Below are 19,398 nucleotides of genomic sequence, written 5' to 3' on the forward strand. Positions count from 1 at the left end.
AATCAGTCTTCAATGCCAGAACCGAATTTAAACCCTGAAAAAAATCAGAGTAAAAAGATAGTCACAGTCATCCTGGTCTTGCTTTTAATTGCAGCTAGTGGTGCTTTTATCTATAAATTCATTGAGTCTTCAGAGCTAGCCAAACAAAATCAAATGACTCAAGAACAACTAGATCAGGCTTATACTGACCTCGATTCGATGAGTAATGAGTTGGACACTAGAATTTTGAAAATAGCTCAATTAGGAGGTGAGATAGATACCTTGTTGCAAATAAAGACTCAGTTGGAAGAGGAGAAGAAAGCATTAAGAAAAAGGTCTGATAGACAAATCAAGGATCTACATGGAAAAGTACAAGGATACAAAGAATTATTATTGGCACAAGATGTAGAAATTGAGCGTTTGAAAGTATTGAATGACTCTTTGATGGTTGAAAATACTGAACTCAAAGTTGAGGCTAATACGCTGAATGAATCCATTAAAGATCTCAATCAGAGTAAAGCGAAGCTTGAAGAAAAAGTAGCAACAGCTTCAAAACTGAAGGTAGAAAAAGTGGAGATATTGGCAATAAGCTCTTCTGGAAAAGAAAGGACTTCTCCATTTAAAAACAGACACATAGACCATCTAAAAATTGATTTTGAAATATTAGAAAATCGAGTAGCACCTATCGAAGGAAAAGGTATCTTGGTTAAAATAACTGGCCCTGATGGGAACGTGATTTTTGATGTGGCATCTGGGTCAGGAACATTTGTTTTTGAAGGTAGGGAGAGTTTCTATACCGTTAAAAAGGATATTCTATTTGATAGAAATAGCCAATCATTGACATTTCTTTATAATAAAGGAAGTGATTATGATTTAGGTAAATACAAGTTAGAAGTATTTACCGACGATTATAAGATGGGAAGTGCTTCTTTTATTATCAAGTAATTACTTGCCAAAATAAGATAGAACCTGGCTCTTTTCATCAAAAAGAACTTTAGTGCAACACATGAGTACGATCAGAGCCATTACCATCAATTGACCACCATCATTTCCCACAATGATTCCGATAAAGAAGATGTGGGATAATATGGCTCCCATCATTAAGCCAACTCCCAATAAAGCGCCTAATCCAGCATGTTTTGGCCACAAGATCAGAATAGAGGCAAGAAGTTCTAATATGCCAGTTCCTATTCTGAATATGGACTCATATTCTCCATGACCAAATATGGCTTGAGTGAGGTTGATAAAAAGAGATCTGGACTCATTTAAAAATGCTTCACCTCCAATACCAAATTTGAAAAGTAATGTTTCCAGCAGAATAATAGATGCAATGATTCGAGGTAGGTACTTGACTACGTTTTTTAAAGTCATTGGATTTCCAATTGTTTATCAGAGCTATAAGTTACGACAAACTCACAAAACAGTATTCAAAATTGCAGTTCAATATTTAAGTCACTAACATTGATGTATCGACATTAGATACAATTATTCATATTGTTATGGGAATTAATACGGACATTAAACAGAAAAAATTCAAATCTGAATTTGAAAAAGTAGTTGTCAATTTGATTTTTACTAGAAATTGGTTTGAACAACAGCAACAGAAAGTTCTAAAACCCGCAGGTCTCACCTTAGCACAATACAATGTCATGCGCATCCTGAGGGGACAGCACCCCGAAGTATGTACGGTCAATTTGATCATTGATCGTATGCTTGATCGAATGTCTAATGTCTCTAGAATCGTTGATAAATTGGTATCAAAAGAATTAGTATCAAGAATCCCAAGCAAAGTGGATAGGAGAGCAGTTGATGTTTATATTACAGATAAAGGACTTGAAGTATTAAGTAGTCTTGATATCACACTTCAAAGCCTTTTTGATGAAATCAATTCTTTCTCAGATGATGAGTGCCAACAGATCAATAATTTTCTAGATAGATTTAGAGGTACCATTCCTGATTAAATACCTTTCAGTATATCCAGAAGTCCTTTTTGTCGGTCTTTTGACCGGACTACTAAAATTGGAATTTCTGAATGCAGCTGAACTAATTTCTCTGCGCTACCTCCAATAAACAATGATGCTGCAGCAGTAATACCTTTTGCGCCAATGACTATGGCTCCTGCTTTTATTTTTTTAGCTGTTTTGTATATTGAAGAAATTACATCTTCATGCCTATCCAACGTGTATATTGGTTCTATGGTCAGATCAGTTTTACTGAATTTTTTCTCAAATACGGCATAATCTTTTTTGGCGTGTTCTTCCATAATAGCCGCAAACTCTTCAAACGATTTTCCTGTATAGTGGTATCCACTCGGCACTTGGTAGACATGCTGAGTAATACACTTTGGTTTTGGAAAGTGCTCAATATTCAAGAGATCAATGGTTTGATTTACCGCATCAAGTGAATTTTTAGAGAAATCTACCGGAACCAAAACTTTACTTATTCTTTTATCAAACCCTTTGGGTATAATGAGCAACGAACAGGCAGCTCTTCTTGCTAGTCTACTGATAATTACGCCACCACCTGGTTTTTCATTTTTTCTTCCTACTATAATCAAATCCACTTCCTTACTAGCACTGAATTTAAGTATAGATTTTGTGGGTTGACCAGAAGAAATCTCAACGCTTACTTTTGAATTGTTGTGGATGTAATACCGATCAATCTCTCTTTCGATTTCTCTCTTTCTTTCGGCTAGCGCATCTTCTACGATGTTAGGGAATTCCTTTTTGATCGCAGCAGGTACATTTAAATCTTTGATTACGTTAATAAACTTAACTAGCTTAGTGTCAGCTAACTTAGCAATCATAGACGTAGCATAGATCAACTCTTTATCAAGATCACTGTGATCTAGTGCTACCAATATTTTTTCGAATTTATACATCAGATTCGTTCGTTCAAGTCGTAATAAAACTTACAGTATTCAATTTAGCACAAAAAGATAAATCAAATTTTAAAAATCCAACTGATTTATCTCATCAACTAGCATTTCTATTTGTTCCTTTGAATGTGTAGGAAAAGACGCAATGCGAATATGTTGATTTTTAAATTCACCATATCCACTTCCGATATGCAAACCTTTATTGGCCAATGCTTTAATAAGCTTTTCAGATCCTCCTTCTACCTCAGCTACACCTACAGTTTCAGATCTGAATTTTTTCTCAGATACGAACGATTTTAATTTGGTGTGTGACTCGAATAAATTGTACAATAAGGCACTCTTATATTTGGCTTCTTGCCGGATCTGTCCAATTCCTTTTGCCAACATGTCTTGAACGACTTTCCCCAATAGATAAATGTTTAGCACGTTAGGTGTGCAAGTAGTTTGGTGCTTTTGAGCCATTTTAGCAATCTTCAAAATACTGTTGTAGGAGTCGTGATAATTGCCTGCTGATTGTAGTTTTTCAGCTTTTTCGATACATCTGTCATTAAATGTCCAAACACCTAAACCTGCTGGAAGTCCAAAAGATTTTTGCACAGAAAAATATAAACTGTCCATTTGGTTGAAATCAAAAGCTGGAATAGGTAGAGAGCTAACTGCGTCAACTGCAAGAATTGGGTCCGGGTATTTGCTTCGCAAAAAGTTGATGTCTTCTACGGGCATGGCAGCTCCAGTACTGGTTTCATTTTGAGCCAGTCCAATAAGTTCTACTTTTTCATCAATTTCGACCTTCGAAAGGTCATGATTTGTTCCAGCTATTGCAATTCTTGCTTCTGCATTTTTGCCATGAGAAGCCACTGCACTGTGAAATTTTTTCGAAAAGTCTCCATTCACAAAATGCAGCGAATGTTTGGCGATTAAATTTTCACTCATTCTGTCCCATATCTCGGTAGCTGAAGAGGTAAAACCAATGGTATAATTATCTGGAAGCTGAAGCAATTTTTGCAATGCTTCAGTTGTTTGTTGATGTATTTTTACATACGCCTTACTTCTGTGACTGATAGAAGGAATGTCAGACCGAAAAGCCTCTTTTAAGTGTTGTTCTACCGTAAAATAAAGACCAGATGGGCCAGGAGTAAAGAATATGTTTTTCATTGGATTTTAAAATCAAAAAAATCGAGAACAAAGAATAAATTACCTGCTAATATTGACTGCAAAATGAATACATTTGTTGGACAAATCTCTGGGTTTTTGAATGTTTATTAAGCTAATACTATAAAAATGACCGAGTGATTTCTGTGGCTAAATCGGGCCTCATTACGCTAGTCGTAACTCTTCGGAGATAACAGAGGAAGATTGAATCATTTGAATAGCTCAAATCCTTACATTTTCAGGTTTAATTAAACCGATTCCCAGAGATTTATTAAAAAGACTCTTGCCTTGGCAAGAGTCTTTTTTCATTAATATAGTACTCTGAAACGTATAGTTCCTTCTATTTTCTTTAAGTCCGCTATGGCATTCTTATCATAGTCCTTGTTGATATCCGTAATCACGTAGCCCACTGTATCTGTAGTTTTTAAATATTGTCCCATAACATTTATGTCATGTTTAGCAAGCGTGTTCGTGATTTTGGCCAAGACACCAGGTTGATTGTGGTGGACATGGATAAATCGATGTGCGTCATTAAGAATAGGTAAAGTGATATTTGGAAAATTCACACTATTAGTAGTTGTTCCTGTATTGATGTAATCAATGATCTTGGTTGGAACGAATTCCGCAATGTTTTCCTGTGCTTCCAAAGTACTTCCGCCAATATGAGGGGTAAGGATTACATTCGGAAGTCCCCTAAGTTCAGACACAAATTCGTGTGCATTGCTCAGTGGCTCTTCTGGAAATACGTCAACAGCAGTACCAGCAATTTTACCACTTTCTATGTTCTTTTTAAGTTCTTTGATGTCTACTACATGACCTCTGGAAAGATTCATAAAAATCACTCCATCTTTCATATAACCGAATTCTTTTTTTCCAATGATGTTGGCATTCGTTTTTCTACCATCTACATGAAGAGAAACTATATCGGCTTTTGATAAAAGTTCTTTCAGCGATTTGCATTTGGTTGCATTGCCTAAGCCTAGTTTTTCATCAAGGTCATAATAGAATACATTCATTCCCAATGCTTCGGCTAAAACAGAAAGTTGCTTGCCAATATTTCCATATCCAATAATGCCTAGTTTCTTTCCTCTAATTTCAAAACTACCATTAGCCGACTTATCCCATTTGCCCTGATGCATGGAGAATATTTTATCTGGCAGGTTTCTAATGAGCATGATCATTTCACTGATTGCAAGTTCAACTACTGATCTAGTATTACTAAATGGTGCATTAAAAACAGCAATTCCACGCTTTGTGCATTCTTCCAAATCAATTTGATTGGTGCCTATGCAAAAAGCTCCAACTGCCATCAGTCGATTGGCATGCTCCAGAACTTTTTTAGTGAGCATGGTCTTAGATCGAATGCCCAATATGGAGACGTCCTTTATTTTTTCGCAAAGATCTTCTTCGGTGATCCCTGCTGGATAAATTTCTATTTGATACCCTTCCTCACGTACTATTTTCACACCCTTTTCATGGATATTTTCAAGTAAGAGGACTTTGATTCTATTTTTAGGATATGATAATGCTCCTTCCATTTTGTTGTGATAAAGTATTTCGTCTAATGATGGCGCTACATGATCGGCATTTTTAACTACATCTTCACGGAAGATATTTTCTGTAAACGCGTAAAATCGATTTGCTTTCCCTTCTTTTCTTATTTCGTAATCATTATATCCATCACCAATGACATGAATTTCGCCTTTCAAATCTAACGCTTCGATTTTTGCGGGCTTTCCTTTGCTTTGAGATAGGATGTTGTTTTCGTCAAATCCAACAATATTTCCTACTTCATCAAATACGAATGTATTGGCATGAACATTTTCCTCTTTTATTCCATATTTTTCTACAATAGGAAAAATAAACTCTTTGAATCCGTTGGACAGAATATAAACATGATTTGAATGTTCCTTTAGAAAGGCCTTGTTTCTCTTAAAAGATTTAGAAACTAGCTTATTTAGCATTGTGATCAGAATAGGGATATGCTCTTCTTTGGCATCCAAAATTTGTATGCGCTGATGGAGCGACTCTCTAAAAGAGAGTTTGCCACTCATCGCTAAATCTGTAACATCCGCTATTTTTTTGAGCCGTTCACTTTTTTCAGGGTGATTCTTGAGTGATATCGATCCCAATACATCCAATGCTTCCACACTTGTAAATGTGCTGTCAAAATCTATCACAAAGTTTTTCGCAACTGTTTCCGTCATGTTTTCATTCGGCTTTATATATGAATGCGTAATTATCTTGTTTGATCACATTGGGTTCTTACCGTAAAATTATTTTGATTCTTTGTATAAATGCTTATTTCTATCAGAATTTATAACAAGACATTGAATATTTTGATATATTTCTAAAAAAGTGAGTTATTGTTAGTAAATTTCAAATATTTAAAACCTTAAACCAAATGAAATTCTTTATCAAAACTGATAGGCTTTCAAATGGCACATAGTAAATGCTTAAAATGATTTTTCGGACTTGATTCATGACGTGTTATGGAGAGCGACTTAACGGAACAATCATATAATAAATGGATCGAATATTTATCAACGCTTAGATAGTTTATTTGTAGTATATTGGTGATATTCTTAACAAATTGTATAATTGCACTATAGGAAGAAAATTGAAAGTGAAATTATAATAGCAACTAAAACTAAAACTTTGCTCAAATGGGTATTTTAGACCTTATCACATTACTTATTTTTCTAGCCGCCGCTTTTACACTAATCAACATTACATTTCTCAAATTGCCTTCTACTATTGGTCTAATGGCGATAGCATTGATGTCGTCTGTTGCGATTGTATTTTTAGGATTTGCAGTTCCTGCTGTAATGAATGGAGCCAGTCATATAGTAGAAGAATTTGATTTTAAAGAAGTACTTCTGAATGTAATGCTTAATTTCTTGTTGTTTGCAGGTGCATTATCTGTGGATTTGAGCAAACTACTTCAAGAGCGCTTGCCCATTATTGTTTTGGCAACCATTGGCACACTGATGTCTACATTCATAGTTGGATTTCTAATGCAGTTTGGATTTGGCTTAGTTGGAAGTGAGGTAGATTTGATTTATTGTTTGCTTTTTGGGGCATTGATATCACCAACAGATCCGATTGCGGTATTAGCACTTACCAAAGAATTTGGTTTAGACAAAAACCTTGAAATAAAAATTGCAGGAGAATCGCTTTTCAATGACGGAGTTGGTGTAGTGATATTTTTAACGATTTCTGGTATAGCCATGGCAGGTCATGGTGGTGGACATGGAGCACATGGAGGAGGTGAGGAAATCACAGCCATGAGTGTGGCCGTTTTATTTATTAAGGAAGTTGCTGGAGGGTTGCTTTTGGGAGCTGGTTTTGGTTATTTGGGCTTTAAGCTCTTAAATTATATAGATAACGATCACGTAGAATTGGAAGTACTAGTTACGTTGACACTTGTAATGGTAGGAGGTAGAGTAGCAGAATTAATACATGTTTCTGGCCCTTTAGGTATGGTGGTGATGGGACTATTTATCGGAAACGAAGGTAGAAGTGAACACTTGGCCAATGCAACTGGTGAATATGTGTTTAAGTTTTGGCATTTGCTTGATGAAGCGCTCAATGCTATACTTTTTATCTTAATTGGACTAGAGGTAATTATTATTGCGCAAGATTTTAAAATGGAATTTTTGATGATTGCGCCAATTGCAATTATAGTAGTTCTCTTCGCTAGGTTCTTAGGTGTATCAATTCCCATTAAAATCATGGAAATGTTTGGGAAAAAATTCGAAGATAAAACAATCATTATATTAACGTGGGGCGGCTTAAGAGGAGGAATTTCTGTAGCTTTGGCGCTTTCATTGTCAGATGAGATTCCACACAAGGATATTATCTTGGCAGCTACCTATGCTGTAGTTGTCTTTTCAATTCTTGTTCAAGGGCTGACCATCAAGAGTATATTGAAATAGAAAAGGTGAAATCAAACAATTAGTAGGAAATAAATTACGATTAGATGAAATTAAGTTTAGCAGAAGGTTTGATGTTGATTGCTTTGGATGACGAAGAAGGAAGACTATTGTCAGCAGCAGAGCATTCTATTGATCATGGGCTACTGTCCATTTTGATTTTGGAGTTATCCCTTATCAAAAGAATTGGATTCGAAGACAATAAAATAATTGTGAAGGATTCTACAGGTACAGGAAATAAAGTGCTTGATAATGTATTGAAAGCTGTAGGTGGTGGTGGAGATTCTGTCTCTAATACTGTTAAAAAAATCGCACCAGGTTTTGATGGCATTCAAGATGAAATGATTGATCTTTTAGTTCAAAGAGGTATTCTGAAAGTAGAGTCTACCAAACTGTTGTGGATTCCAGTATCAGAACGTATGGATAACGCAAATTATGCATTTGAACAAGAAATTAGAGATACGCTGAAAGCAGTGGTTCAAAAAGGTCAAAAGCCTACACCAGCGATTGTTATATTGTTATCTATGATTTCTAATTGTAAAATATTGGAAGAAGTGTTCAAGGAAAAAGATGAATTGATCGACGCCGTGAAGGCGGCAAAAGATATCACAAATTCACCTGTGGTTGATCCAGAAACGCAGAAGGTTTTAAATGACCTGAAGGCTCATTTCTTAACCTTATAAGAATTACTACTAGAGCACAAAAAAAGGAGCTGATAATTTAATCAGCTCCTTTTTTTGTGCTTATATATTACTTTTTTAAAGTTTGACTATTCATCAGATGAAATTGAAATAGCTCATTTACATTCGCTTCTGCTTCTTGAGGACTAATTCCATTTTTAATAGCCAATAGATCTGTTTGGATATCAATTAATGTTTTTAGATATGCTTTAATCGAGTCTTGATTCGCGATGGTTCTATTGGCTTTCATAGCCATAAAACCAAAACCCTCATGTGGATTGTTGCGGTCTCTCTCTAGTATGTAATATTCATGTCCTTCAATCTCTACCTGATCAAAATGGTATTGAATGTCTTCATGTATCTCACTAAAGTTTGGTCCATCTGCATGGTTTACATCTCTGTTTTCACAAGAGAAAAGGCCACTAATTATGAATCCTGAACACAATAATCTAATAAATAAAAATCTCATATCAAGTTTCTTTGAAATAACCCTCTTGCACGTTAAAAGCACTTTGAATTAATTGAAAAGAGCTGCCATTCACAATGATAATTAGATAATCTCCTAATGAGATGGAAAACTTCTTTTCAGGATTTTTGATCAACTGTCTTTTGCCGCTTTTATCTCTTTTACTCATACCAATAAGTATCCCGTTGTAGGTCTTTTTTATCTTATCAAAGGTCTCATGATAGTCTTTGTTGAGATAAGGGTTGTCATAAGTTACCAAGAATTGCTTAATATCGTAGTCAGTAGGGGTATGTGCAAACGACATGATATCTTCAGTGTAAGAAGCTACATCAGGCTCAAACATATAGCTAGCCAATATTTTTGAAGATATATCATGGGGAGATATGGCGTTTGTTACACCAGCACTTATAAAAGTGTTTTTGAGGTTTGCGTTTTCTAGGGTAACTACAAATTCAAGATTTTCAAAAACCTTTTTCATATTTAATATGAATACCAATTTTTCTGTATCGTCATCCAGATTTACAAAGACTACTGTAGAACTCTCAATATTTGCTTTTTTGAGCATATCTGTATTCTCAAAATCTGAATAAAGAGTAAACACCATATTGTTATCATATTTCTCATGAATATGCTCAATGTGGTTTTTGATATTGGTAACGATGGCTACCTTTTTGCCAGCACCAATAAGTTGTTCTACGACCAGTTGCCCAAAATCACTCCAGCCTATCATTACAACATGCTGTTCAAACATGGTTCCGTTGTACCCTAACATTTTATTTTGTTTTAAAGTGGTAATTAAGTTCGTAATTTGACCTATGAGCAATCCATATATACCCACACTCATCAGAACAAAAATAAATCCTATAAATCTCCCATATAACGTTACTGGATAGATATCGCCATAACCTACAGTAGTTAATGTGGCAATGGTAAACCATAACGCTTGATGGTAATCTGTGATGCTAGACTGGCTGCTATCCTTCTCAAAATTGATTAAAAGAGTAATAAGCACAAAATAAATAACTGTCCCTATAATTGATCCAAATATGAACCGATTTACCCGTCTTCTTTCACTTGCGTTTAGCATTGATTAGTCATAAAATACAACTCAATATATAAAAATTGAAGATATCCAATATTGATATCCTAAAGAAATTTTGGAGTGATTATTCTTGATTTGAAATAGAGCTACAGACTTGATAAACCCTCATAGTGAAAAACTAAAAAAGCTCCAGAAATAATTCTGGAGCCAGCAGCATTTTGAGAAAAATTAATTATGAAACTAAAGTAGCTTTGAGCTATTTAAAAATGCTGCCAACCTTCTTAATAATCTTGCCAATAGGCTTTTGAGTGCATTCAGGCTATATATACTCAGAAGGAGTTTTGCCGAATCTTTTCTTAAACTGTGTATTAAAGTGACTGACATTATTCATTCCAATAGATTTGGCCACTTCAGATGCACTACTAATTTTCTTTTCTTTAAGTACTCGAATAGCGTATTGCATTCGAACTTCTTTTATAAATTCGAATGGTGTACTACTAGTCATTTTTTTAATCATTCTATAAAATTTACGTTCACTCACGGCGATTTCATCTGCAAGGTGATTGACCGATAAGTTAGGATCATCAATTCTTTCAAGAATCAAATGCTCAACTTTTTTTAGTAATGATTGTTCAATTTCATCTAATGTTTGTTGGTTGTTTATGAAAAGAGCTCCTTCATTGTTATTGTTCCAAATCTCTTTATGATCAAGTAAATTTTCAATCCGGATCAATAATTCTTCTGGATTGAAGGGTTTACAAAGAAAATCATTCACTCCTTGAGATAGCACTTTTGTTTTGTCTTCTTCAGAGGTTCTTGCGGACAGGACTAAAGCAGGAATTTTCTTGAGTCTATCATTTTCTTTGAGTTTTTCCAGAAGCTCGAATCCATCAAACCATGGCATCATCAGATCTGTGATAATTAAATCTACTTTTTCTTTGTCTAGCACTTTTAGTGCCTTTTGACCATTAGGAGCTGTCAGTACATTGAACTTAACCTCAACTATATTTTGTATAAATTCTCTTATCTCTGGATGATCCTCTACAATTAAAATTGTCCTTTTGTCTGCGGAATGAGAACTTATATTAACAACTGGACTTTGATTTTCCAATGGTTCGTCTAACTCACGGAATAATCCACGAGTTTGGTCACTATAAGCGAGTTCGTGCAATTGTGTTAGATCCTCCGAAGAAACTGATTCTTGATCTAAAGTGATAATAAATTCAGAACCCTGACCAAGTTTACTTTTTACTTGGATATCAGCTCCATGTTTGTTGATAATTTCTTTGACCAATGCCAATCCTATTCCAAAGCCCTCTTGAGTTTTGAACGTAGTTTCTGGAGCTTGATAATATCTTTCAAAGATATATGGTAGGTTTTGTTCTGGAATTCCTTCTCCTGAATCTATCACAGAAACTATTAATTTACCTTTTTCTTTAGCTAAAGATACTGTTACAGAATCGTCCTTTTGCGTATGTTTTAATGCATTGGTAATTAAGTTGAAAAGCACCTTTTCAAATTGAGAGGGATCAATGTAAACGTATGAGTTTCCTTCGAAAATTGATTTAGAATAGAAGAGATGTATGCCTTTTAATTCTGTCATCGAATTAAACATTTTCACAAATAGCTTGAGCATTTTATCAATGTCAATGTATTTTTTATTGATGACAAGTTTTCCATCTTCTAATTTGATGAGTTCATTGATTTCATTTGTCAAGTGAATAATTCTTTCACCGTTGAGTAAACCTGTTTTTAATTGCCTTTCCGCCTTTTCGGTCAGCAGTAGATCCTCACTTTTCAAAACCTGTTCGATGCCTCCCATGATCAATGTCAGTGGCGTGCGAAGATCGTGTGATATGTTTGCGAAGAATCTGGATTTGGCCTCATCCAATTGCTTGAGTCGGTCTGACTGTTGTTGTATCTTAGTAGAAAGTTTTTTGTTGATTAAAAAAGAGCGATAAATGACTAATGCAATACTGATCATCAGTAACAATCCAATGCCAACACTATATAGTAAAATGTTTTGAGCCTTAATGGTTTCCTCGTCTGCAATTCTTTGTTGCTTTAGCAACTCATTTTCATTTGTTCTTTTTTCTGCCTCAAGACGCATTTGAACTTTATATTTATTTCTTTCTTTTTGACTACGGTCGATTGAATCTTGTACTTCGCTATAACTTTGTTGAATATATATGGCTTCTTTGTACTTTTCTTGCTTAACAAGAATTTCATAGATGATTTTAGAAAACCCTACCACCTCAATTAGATTTTTTGAGGAATAAGCTAGTGCAAGATGTTTTTCACAATTCTCTAGAGCTGAGTCATATTCTTTGAGTAACATTTGAATTTTAGAAAGGAGTCTAGCGCAATCCAAAGCATTATCTGTATCACCTAATGAAATATAGCCGTCATAAGCTTTTTGGTAATATCTACGGGCCTTTTCATATTGATCCTGATAATAAAAGTTAAATGCAATTGCTCTGTAGGAGTAATATTCATCTTTTAGATTTTTAGCTTTTTTAGCGTATATAAGAGCACTGTCCAAATAGCTTTCAGCTTTTGTATATTTTTCTAACCTAGTATTTAATCGGGCGATTTGAATATAAGTGTAGGATTTTGGGTTTAATCCTTGACTTTTCCTAAACTGCTGAGATTCATTATAATAATTGAGTGCTTGACTATATTCTTTGAGATTGCTATAAATTAATCCAACGTTTCCAATAAGGCTAGAGACTTCATTATACCTCTCATTTTTTTCATAAATACTTTTTGCTTTAAAATAGCAATCTAGCGCGATGTCAAAATCATCAAATCTATAGTAAGCGTTACCTAAATAGTAATAGGTATCAGCCAATAACGTGTCTTGTTTGTTATAACTTGCTAGAAATTCACGTGCTTTCGAAATCGATTCTAGATAGTTTCCTTTTAGATATTCTTCTTTGATTTTTCTATGCAATAGGGGATAGTACAAGCTACTATAGATTTCATTTTCTAATAAGTCATCAGATTCCTCTGACAAGAGATTATAAGCTAGATCTAACTCATTGGAGTGGATCAGTGAATCATAAGTTTTTACAAATTTTTTGAAAGACTCATCATTGGCAATGGAATTGCTCTGAGCATAGCTCTTTGTACCAACTATGACAAAGAAAACTAGGAGTAGTAAATAAGGTCTATATAAAGTTAGGATAAAAGGCAAAATATTTAATTCTCAAAATGCTGCTGTAATTTACTTAGTAATAACGTCTACTACCTGGATTATCCGGGGGATCATTTTCCTCCTCCTCCTCATCTTCAGGTTTCATACTGACATACTGTAACCCTTTAATTGGTATCATAGCTTAATTATTTAAGTTAAAAAAATATTTGAAATTCAAAATAGCAAAATATATTTTGATTCGCCTCTCTCATTGATGATTTTATTGTCTCTTAGAAACGATTCTAATACATTTTTTTAGAATAAAAGATTGTTTGCTCAAAAACCTGATCTAGTAAAATTAAACAGTTAAAAATTTGTTAATTGTTAATCTACTTAGCTCAATTTTGTTTGTTTTACGTTCTGAAGATATTAATTACAGCATATGAAGAATAAAACCTATTTATTGAGCCTATATACTTTGCTATTTGTCTGTTGTCATTATGTGGGACAAGCACAAGATTTGGATATTGAAAAAGAAGATTACAAAATTGAGATTACCATAAAGGGAATTGAAGATAGTGTAGCGTATTTAGGCTACTATAGAGGTGATAAAAGATATGTACTTGATACCACATCAATTAGACCCAATGGTTACATGATCTTTGAAAATAAAAAACTGGTTAAAACTGGAGTTTACTTTTTGTATACAGGTTCTTATACCATGGATTTCTTAATTGACCGATCGCTTGAATTCCGATTAGAGACTTCTAGGGAAAACACTTTTCCTGACTTGACTATCGAAAATTGTGAAGACAATGAGCAATTCAAAGCCTTTCAATTAGTGATGATAGATCATCAACAAAAAATGAAAGAGTTAACCAGCTCGCTGGATTCCACTAGTACAATGTCAGATACAGTAAGGGTAAGAGAAAAAATGACTCAGCTTAATGAAAGGAATACTTTCAGACGCGATAGTTTGCTAAGTGCATTTGGAGATACATACATGAGCCAAATATTGATCATGATGGCCAAATCGCCTGAATTGGAACTTGATTCAGAATCACTCACATTAGAACAGAAAAAAACACAGTACAACTATTACAAAGAGCACTTCTTTGATGGGATAGATTTTAGTTCAGAAGGTTTGATTCGAGCACCTAATTTTTATGGAAAGGTAAAGGAGTATATTGATAGAGTAACTTTCCAAAATCCAGATTCGATCATTGCTTCGATAGATTATATTTTGACTAAATGTGAAAGTAATCCTGAATTATTCAGGTTTTGGATGGGTACTTTTTTCCAAGAATATCAAAATCCAAAAATCATGGGCATGGACAAAGTATTTGTTCATTTATCCGATAATTATTACCTCAACGGAAAAATAGATTGGGCAGATAGTACTTTGCTCGCTGAGTTGGAAAAAGAAATGAAATTCCAGCGTGAAAATCAAATTGGATTAAAAGCACCTCAGATATATTTAGTTGATACATTAGATAATAGAAGGAATCTTTATGACATTCAATCAGATTATCTGGTTCTTTATTTTTATGACCCTGACTGCGGTCATTGTAAGAAAAAGACACCTGTGCTTTATGATCTTTATAAGAAGATGGATGGTGCTTTTGATGTCGCAGCAGTTACAGTTGGAACGGATATACAAAAGTGGAAGGATTTTATAAATAAATTTGAACTAGATGGATGGATAAACTTGGGAGATCCTCATTACAAAAGTAATTTCCGTGTACAATACAATGTCAGAAGTACACCGCAAGTTTATATAGTAGACAAGGACAAAATGATTATTGCTAAGAAGCTTGATGTTGAGCAAATTGAAGGTTTCATCAATGATCGAAAAAAGATGGATAAACTGAGTCAATAGGGGATTTGCCTAGTGTGCTCGTTTAATACCTAAATAGCTTTGAAAATTTTCTGATTTAGTTGAATTAGTTTATTTTCGATTTTTTAAACCAATATAAATTTCAATCAGATGATTAAGGAATTCAACACGTTGCGTGATGATGAAATAGAGGTGTTGCTGAAAGCTCCAGTTTTAGTATCTATTCTTATAGCAGGAGCTGATGACAAGATAGATAAGACTGAAATCCATCAAGCTGTGGAAATTGCTAATAGCAAACAATCAAGAGCTAGAGAACAACTCATCGACTATTACAAAGAAGTGGGTAAAGACTTCAAAGAGAAGTTTGAGCAAATTGTAAATGAAATGCCTGATTCACCAGAAGGTAGATCCGAAATTATAGGTAAGGAACTAAGAAAATTGAATTTTATCCTCCCTAAAATTGAACAGAAATTTGCGATTAAATTACATGCTAGCTTGAAGGATATGGCGAAGAAAGTTGCAGAAGCTTCTGGCGGTATTTTGGGTTATATGTCTGTCAGCTATGAAGAAGCTAAATTGATGGAATTGTCAATGATAGACGATCCTTCCGACTACTAGAAATTACAAAATCTTAAACCCCGTAAATCGGGGTTTTTTTTGCTCTAAACTTAAACTATGTATACCAGATACCGAGCTGATATTATACATCCTTTGCGATTGACATTTATTATTTGGCTGGTATTTACATTCCAATTTTATTCGCACATTGACCTCGGGTTTCTAGGTATATACCCAAGAACACTGGAAGGATTAGTAGGCATAATTACAGGTCCTTTGATTCATGGGAATACGCAACATTTATTGTCGAATACGCTTCCATTGCTATTTCTGGGGATAACGGTATTTGTGTTTTATAACCGAATAGCCCTTTGGGTATTTGCCAACTGTTACTTTCTTACCGGTATTTTAGTTTGGTTTTTTGGTAGATCCTTTTATCATATTGGTGCCAGTGGATTGATCTATGGGCTGGCCTTTTTCCTGATTTCATTTGGGCTATTTCGAAAGGATTTCCGATCTCTTGCAATTTCTATTGTTGTAGTTATTCTCTATGGGGGGTTGATATATGGCATGCTCCCGACAGTCTCAAATATTTCATGGGAGTCACATGCATTTGGAGCTGCAGTCGGTATTGGATTGGCTTTTATGTATCGCAATACACGTAAACTGGATTAGAATTATAGGTTTAACACAAAACCGTAAATCTGCTTGGCATAATCAGATTCATTCACTGTAAAATTGTCCATTCTCGAGGCTACATCGAATTGATACAACTCTTTGAAATCGTGTGAAGTCGCATTCATCAGTTTGTCCATATCCTCCGTAGAGTACAAGAAGTTTTTGCTGCCATGAAGATAGAGAATACCTCTCAGGTTTTTTCCTGGCTCTTTTTGTACTACGGTGAGTGCGTTGAAATCACTATTCTCCATGCCCTCAGGAATAGTCATTACCGCATTAATTTTCCTGAATTGAGATTTTAGAGCAGTGAAATCTACAAATGGTTCATCAGCTATAATGCCTGAAATATCTTCTTTTTGATACCCTCTGGCCACTGATATCCCTGCGCCGATACCCCACCCATAAGCGATCAGTTCATGATGAAACCTGTTTTCACAATAATTATAAACGGCATCAAAGTCGTCATAAAATTCTTTGTAGACATACTGGTATTTGTCAATATCAAAGTCGCTACTTTGTCCATACCCACGATAGTCATAGATCAAAACACTAAACCCATAGTGGACAAGGATTTTTACGCGCTCCAAATAGTCTCCCATATTGCCAACACCATCATGACTAATTATCATCAATTGATCACCCAAATCAGATGGAAAATACCAAGCATTCAATTGTGCACTTCCAGTTGATGGGATGGTTAGTTTTTCGTATGTCATGTGGAAGTCATGCGGTGTATGATTATATATCTGCTTTGGCGACAGTGAAGTGAGCACAAAGAGTAATAAAGTCAGAAGTATAATCAAACGCATAGCAAAATATCAATTTGGGATAAAGAAAGCATATTTCTTTTGGAGAAAAAAATCAAGAATTAGTTTTAGACCATTTCCTGCGAAAGGCAAGAGTGACAATGCCTTCAGAAGGAGAAAAAAGAAAGGCAGCTAAAAATATTATTCCAGCAACAGTTGACATAGCTCCAGCTATTGATCCATCTACAATAACAGCCAGATAGTATCCAGCTATAGAAACTATAATACCAAGAATGGCAGTTGTAATCAACATTTTTGGAAAACTATTGGTCAATATATAGGCTGCTGCAGGTGGAGCAATCAATAGTGCTACTACCAGAATAGCTCCTACAGATTCAAAGGAGGCAACTGTGGTAAGTGATACCGCCGCCATGAGTAAATAGTGCCATAAAACAGTGGAAACCCCAATAGCTGTCGCAAAAGCAGGATCGAATGTAGTGAGATATAACTCTTTATAGCCTAAAAGGATAAAGCCTACAATGACTAAAAAAACAAAACCAGATACATAAAGAACCCTAGGCCCCAATATCAGACCAGCATCTGTAATCCAGAGATCCAATGGCACATATGCAATTTCTCCGTGTAGCACACAGTCTTGATCCAAATCTACTTCATTGGCAAAAACAGAAATAAGTATGACACCTAGCGCGAACAACCAAGTGAAAGTGACACCAATTGATGCATCTGCCTGTAAGTTTCCTTTTTTATGGAAAAACTCTATTAAAACAGTAGTGAGGATGCCTATGATTCCTGCACCGAGTAACATGACCACAGAGTCTCTGCTACCACTAATTAAGAATGCCAATACAATTCCTGGCAATACAGCGTGAGATATTGCATCTCCAACCATAGCCATTTTTCTGAGTATTAAAAAACAACCCAGCAGGCCACATGTAATGGCCACCAACGATCCTACTGCTATGATATAAAATGCATCCATCAGCTTTTAATGGGTTTGTTGTAAGGGATATTGGACTCATGTGGATCACTTGTTGGGTACTGAAGTAATGCTTCCAGACGTGTCTCCAGTTCTGGAGTCAATATGTGTTCAATATTGTCTGCATCTTCATGTACATGGTCAGGCGCTATTCGCAAATACTTTGTCAAATACACTTCCCAAAGTCTATGAAGTTTTACTATCCGTTGTCCTTTTATCTGGCCTTGATTGGTCAGTTGCCAGCTTCCTTTGATATGTTTCAAAAAACCTTGATGAGTTAATCTTTTCAACCCTAAAAGTAAAACTGGAGTTTTGATGGGTCGTTTGGCCTGAATTTGCTCTAGATTTCTTTGTTCCTCAAAGTTGTCATCCAACTCACCAAGCTGATAGAATAATTTGAGTATGTTTTCTGTAAGGATTCTTTTTTTGATTTTCGATTGCCGAATCAATTTGTATAGAATTCCCTTTTCTGGAGCTACAAAAAAGGAAGCAAGAGCGATCATAGATATAACCATCACAATCCATGGACCGGTAGGCATCGATGGAGCAACATAGGATATGTATGCACCACTCACACCTGAAAAAGCCCCAAAGGTCGCGGCTAAAATGAGCATGATGTTGAGCTTATTCGTCCAGAACCTTGCTGCAGCTGCAGGAGTGATCAACATCGCAGCCATAAGGACGACACCAACGGCTTGAATGCCGGTTACAACTGCCAGCACGGTTAAGGTTGTCAGCGCCAATTCCAATCGCTTGACAGGAAAGCCTATGGATTTTGCAAAATCTTCATCAAATGAAATCAACGCAAATTCTTTGTAAAACAGAATCACACCAAGCAATAGGCAAATACTAATGACACTGAAGATCATCAAATCATCTCCAACTAAGGCTGCGGCTTTACCAAACAAAAAAGAATCTAAGCCAGATTGAGCTGCATTGCCAGAATGTTGGATCATGGTCAACAATAAAATACCGACTCCAAAAAAAACGGAAAGGATTAATCCAATCGCCGTGTCTTCTTTAATTTTTGATTTTCTGGTAATTACATCTATCAAAATCAGGGATAACCAACCTGTGATGAAAGCTCCTATAATAAGATAAATCGGATTTTTTGTGCCAGATATAAGAAAGGCTAAACAAATGCCTGGCAATACAGCATGAGCTACTGCATCTCCAACTAATGCTTTTTTCTTTAGAAAAGTGAAACAGCCTACCAAAGCAGAACTGATTGCAAGTAGCACGGATCCTCCTGTTACATACCTGATGTTAGGATTTTCAAATGAGAAAAAAGTGATTAAATCTTCCATCAATAAT

Annotated in this window: 17 protein-coding genes; 7 read left to right on the forward strand and 10 right to left on the reverse strand. The window is 35.2% G+C overall.

What is annotated here, in order from left to right; all coding sequences use genetic code 11:
• Positions 1–12 precede the first annotated feature (12 nt).
• The gene (locus ABJH98_RS07280; protein ID WP_348306986.1) at positions 13–924 is read left to right on the forward strand and encodes a chromosome segregation protein SMC; all 912 of its coding nucleotides are present in this window, start codon (positions 13–15) and stop codon (positions 922–924) included.
• Here the strand turns inward: ABJH98_RS07280 and ABJH98_RS07285 are convergent, their stop codons facing one another.
• Complete coding sequence (locus tag ABJH98_RS07285) at positions 925–1,350, reverse strand: DoxX family protein (RefSeq protein WP_348306987.1); 426 nt, start codon at positions 1,348–1,350, stop codon at positions 925–927.
• Between the two features lie 128 nt (positions 1,351–1,478).
• On the opposite strand from ABJH98_RS07285, the gene ABJH98_RS07290 reads away from it, so the two are divergent.
• A complete protein-coding gene (locus ABJH98_RS07290) occupies positions 1,479–1,940 on the forward strand; it encodes a MarR family transcriptional regulator (RefSeq protein WP_348306988.1) in 462 nt (153 codons plus the stop codon).
• Here ABJH98_RS07290 and ABJH98_RS07295 read toward each other — a convergent pair.
• From ABJH98_RS07295 to serA, 3 genes are all read right to left on the reverse strand, one after another.
• On the reverse strand, positions 1,937–2,860 hold the full coding sequence (locus ABJH98_RS07295) for a universal stress protein (protein WP_348306989.1): 924 nt from the start codon (positions 2,858–2,860) through the stop codon (positions 1,937–1,939). The two genes, ABJH98_RS07290 and ABJH98_RS07295, sit on opposite strands and share 4 nt — an antisense overlap.
• Before the next feature lie 69 nt (positions 2,861–2,929).
• Positions 2,930–4,012 (reverse strand): aminotransferase class V-fold PLP-dependent enzyme, encoded by a 1,083-nt coding sequence (locus tag ABJH98_RS07300; protein WP_348306990.1) that lies wholly within the window; start codon positions 4,010–4,012, stop codon positions 2,930–2,932.
• Between the two features lie 305 nt (positions 4,013–4,317).
• Positions 4,318–6,216 carry a phosphoglycerate dehydrogenase gene (serA, locus tag ABJH98_RS07305; RefSeq protein ID WP_348306991.1) on the reverse strand — a complete coding sequence of 633 codons (1,899 nt, stop codon included), beginning with the start codon at positions 6,214–6,216 and terminating at the stop codon, positions 4,318–4,320.
• A 459-nt stretch (positions 6,217–6,675) separates the two neighbouring features.
• On the opposite strand from serA, the gene ABJH98_RS07310 reads away from it, so the two are divergent.
• The gene (locus tag ABJH98_RS07310) at positions 6,676–7,947 is read left to right on the forward strand and encodes a sodium:proton antiporter (protein ID WP_348306992.1); all 1,272 of its coding nucleotides are present in this window, start codon (positions 6,676–6,678) and stop codon (positions 7,945–7,947) included.
• A 44-nt stretch (positions 7,948–7,991) separates the two neighbouring features.
• Positions 7,992–8,627, forward strand: coding sequence for a GPP34 family phosphoprotein (locus tag ABJH98_RS07315; protein WP_348306993.1), 636 nt, complete (start codon positions 7,992–7,994; stop codon positions 8,625–8,627).
• Positions 8,628–8,694: 67 nt separating this feature from the next.
• On the opposite strand, the gene ABJH98_RS07320 is transcribed toward ABJH98_RS07315, so the two are convergent.
• From ABJH98_RS07320 to ABJH98_RS07330, 3 genes are all read right to left on the reverse strand, one after another.
• Complete coding sequence (locus ABJH98_RS07320; RefSeq protein ID WP_348306994.1) at positions 8,695–9,093, reverse strand: hypothetical protein; 399 nt, start codon at positions 9,091–9,093, stop codon at positions 8,695–8,697.
• A gap of 1 nt (position 9,094) precedes the next feature.
• Entirely contained in the window at positions 9,095–10,177 is a 1,083-nt protein-coding gene (locus ABJH98_RS07325; protein ID WP_348306995.1) for a potassium channel family protein, read from the reverse strand.
• A 274-nt stretch (positions 10,178–10,451) separates the two neighbouring features.
• A complete protein-coding gene (locus tag ABJH98_RS07330) occupies positions 10,452–13,328 on the reverse strand; it encodes a response regulator (RefSeq protein ID WP_348306996.1) in 2,877 nt (958 codons plus the stop codon).
• A 382-nt stretch (positions 13,329–13,710) separates the two neighbouring features.
• Here ABJH98_RS07330 and ABJH98_RS07335 point away from each other — a divergent pair, with 382 nt between their 5' ends.
• The 3 genes from ABJH98_RS07335 to ABJH98_RS07345 all read left to right on the forward strand — a co-directional run bounded on the left by ABJH98_RS07335 (position 13,711) and on the right by ABJH98_RS07345 (position 16,338).
• On the forward strand, positions 13,711–15,147 hold the full coding sequence (locus ABJH98_RS07335) for a thioredoxin-like domain-containing protein (RefSeq protein ID WP_348306997.1): 1,437 nt from the start codon (positions 13,711–13,713) through the stop codon (positions 15,145–15,147).
• 108 nt (positions 15,148–15,255) lie between these two features.
• Positions 15,256–15,723, forward strand: a complete 468-nt coding sequence (locus tag ABJH98_RS07340) for a hypothetical protein (protein ID WP_348306998.1) — start codon at positions 15,256–15,258, stop codon at positions 15,721–15,723.
• Positions 15,724–15,780: 57 nt separating this feature from the next.
• Positions 15,781–16,338: a rhomboid family intramembrane serine protease gene (locus ABJH98_RS07345; protein WP_348306999.1), complete on the forward strand. Its 558-nt coding sequence runs from the start codon at positions 15,781–15,783 to the stop codon at positions 16,336–16,338.
• A 2-nt stretch (positions 16,339–16,340) separates the two neighbouring features.
• Here ABJH98_RS07345 and ABJH98_RS07350 read toward each other — a convergent pair whose 3' ends face one another.
• Genes ABJH98_RS07350 through ABJH98_RS07360 form a run of 3 tightly spaced genes read right to left on the reverse strand, consistent with a single transcriptional unit; the run spans position 16,341 to position 19,391 of the window.
• Positions 16,341–17,150 carry an alpha/beta hydrolase gene (locus tag ABJH98_RS07350; RefSeq protein ID WP_348307000.1) on the reverse strand — a complete coding sequence of 270 codons (810 nt, stop codon included), beginning with the start codon at positions 17,148–17,150 and terminating at the stop codon, positions 16,341–16,343.
• 52 nt (positions 17,151–17,202) lie between these two features.
• Positions 17,203–18,087: a metal ABC transporter permease gene (locus ABJH98_RS07355; RefSeq protein WP_348307001.1), complete on the reverse strand. Its 885-nt coding sequence runs from the start codon at positions 18,085–18,087 to the stop codon at positions 17,203–17,205.
• Positions 18,087–19,391 (reverse strand): iron chelate uptake ABC transporter family permease subunit, encoded by a 1,305-nt coding sequence (locus ABJH98_RS07360; RefSeq protein WP_348307002.1) that lies wholly within the window; start codon positions 19,389–19,391, stop codon positions 18,087–18,089. The genes ABJH98_RS07355 and ABJH98_RS07360 overlap by 1 nt, the downstream gene beginning before the upstream one ends.
• Positions 19,392–19,398 lie beyond the last annotated feature (7 nt).

Source organism: Reichenbachiella sp., from assembly GCF_039969095.1.
GTDB lineage: Bacteria > Bacteroidota > Bacteroidia > Cytophagales > Cyclobacteriaceae > Reichenbachiella.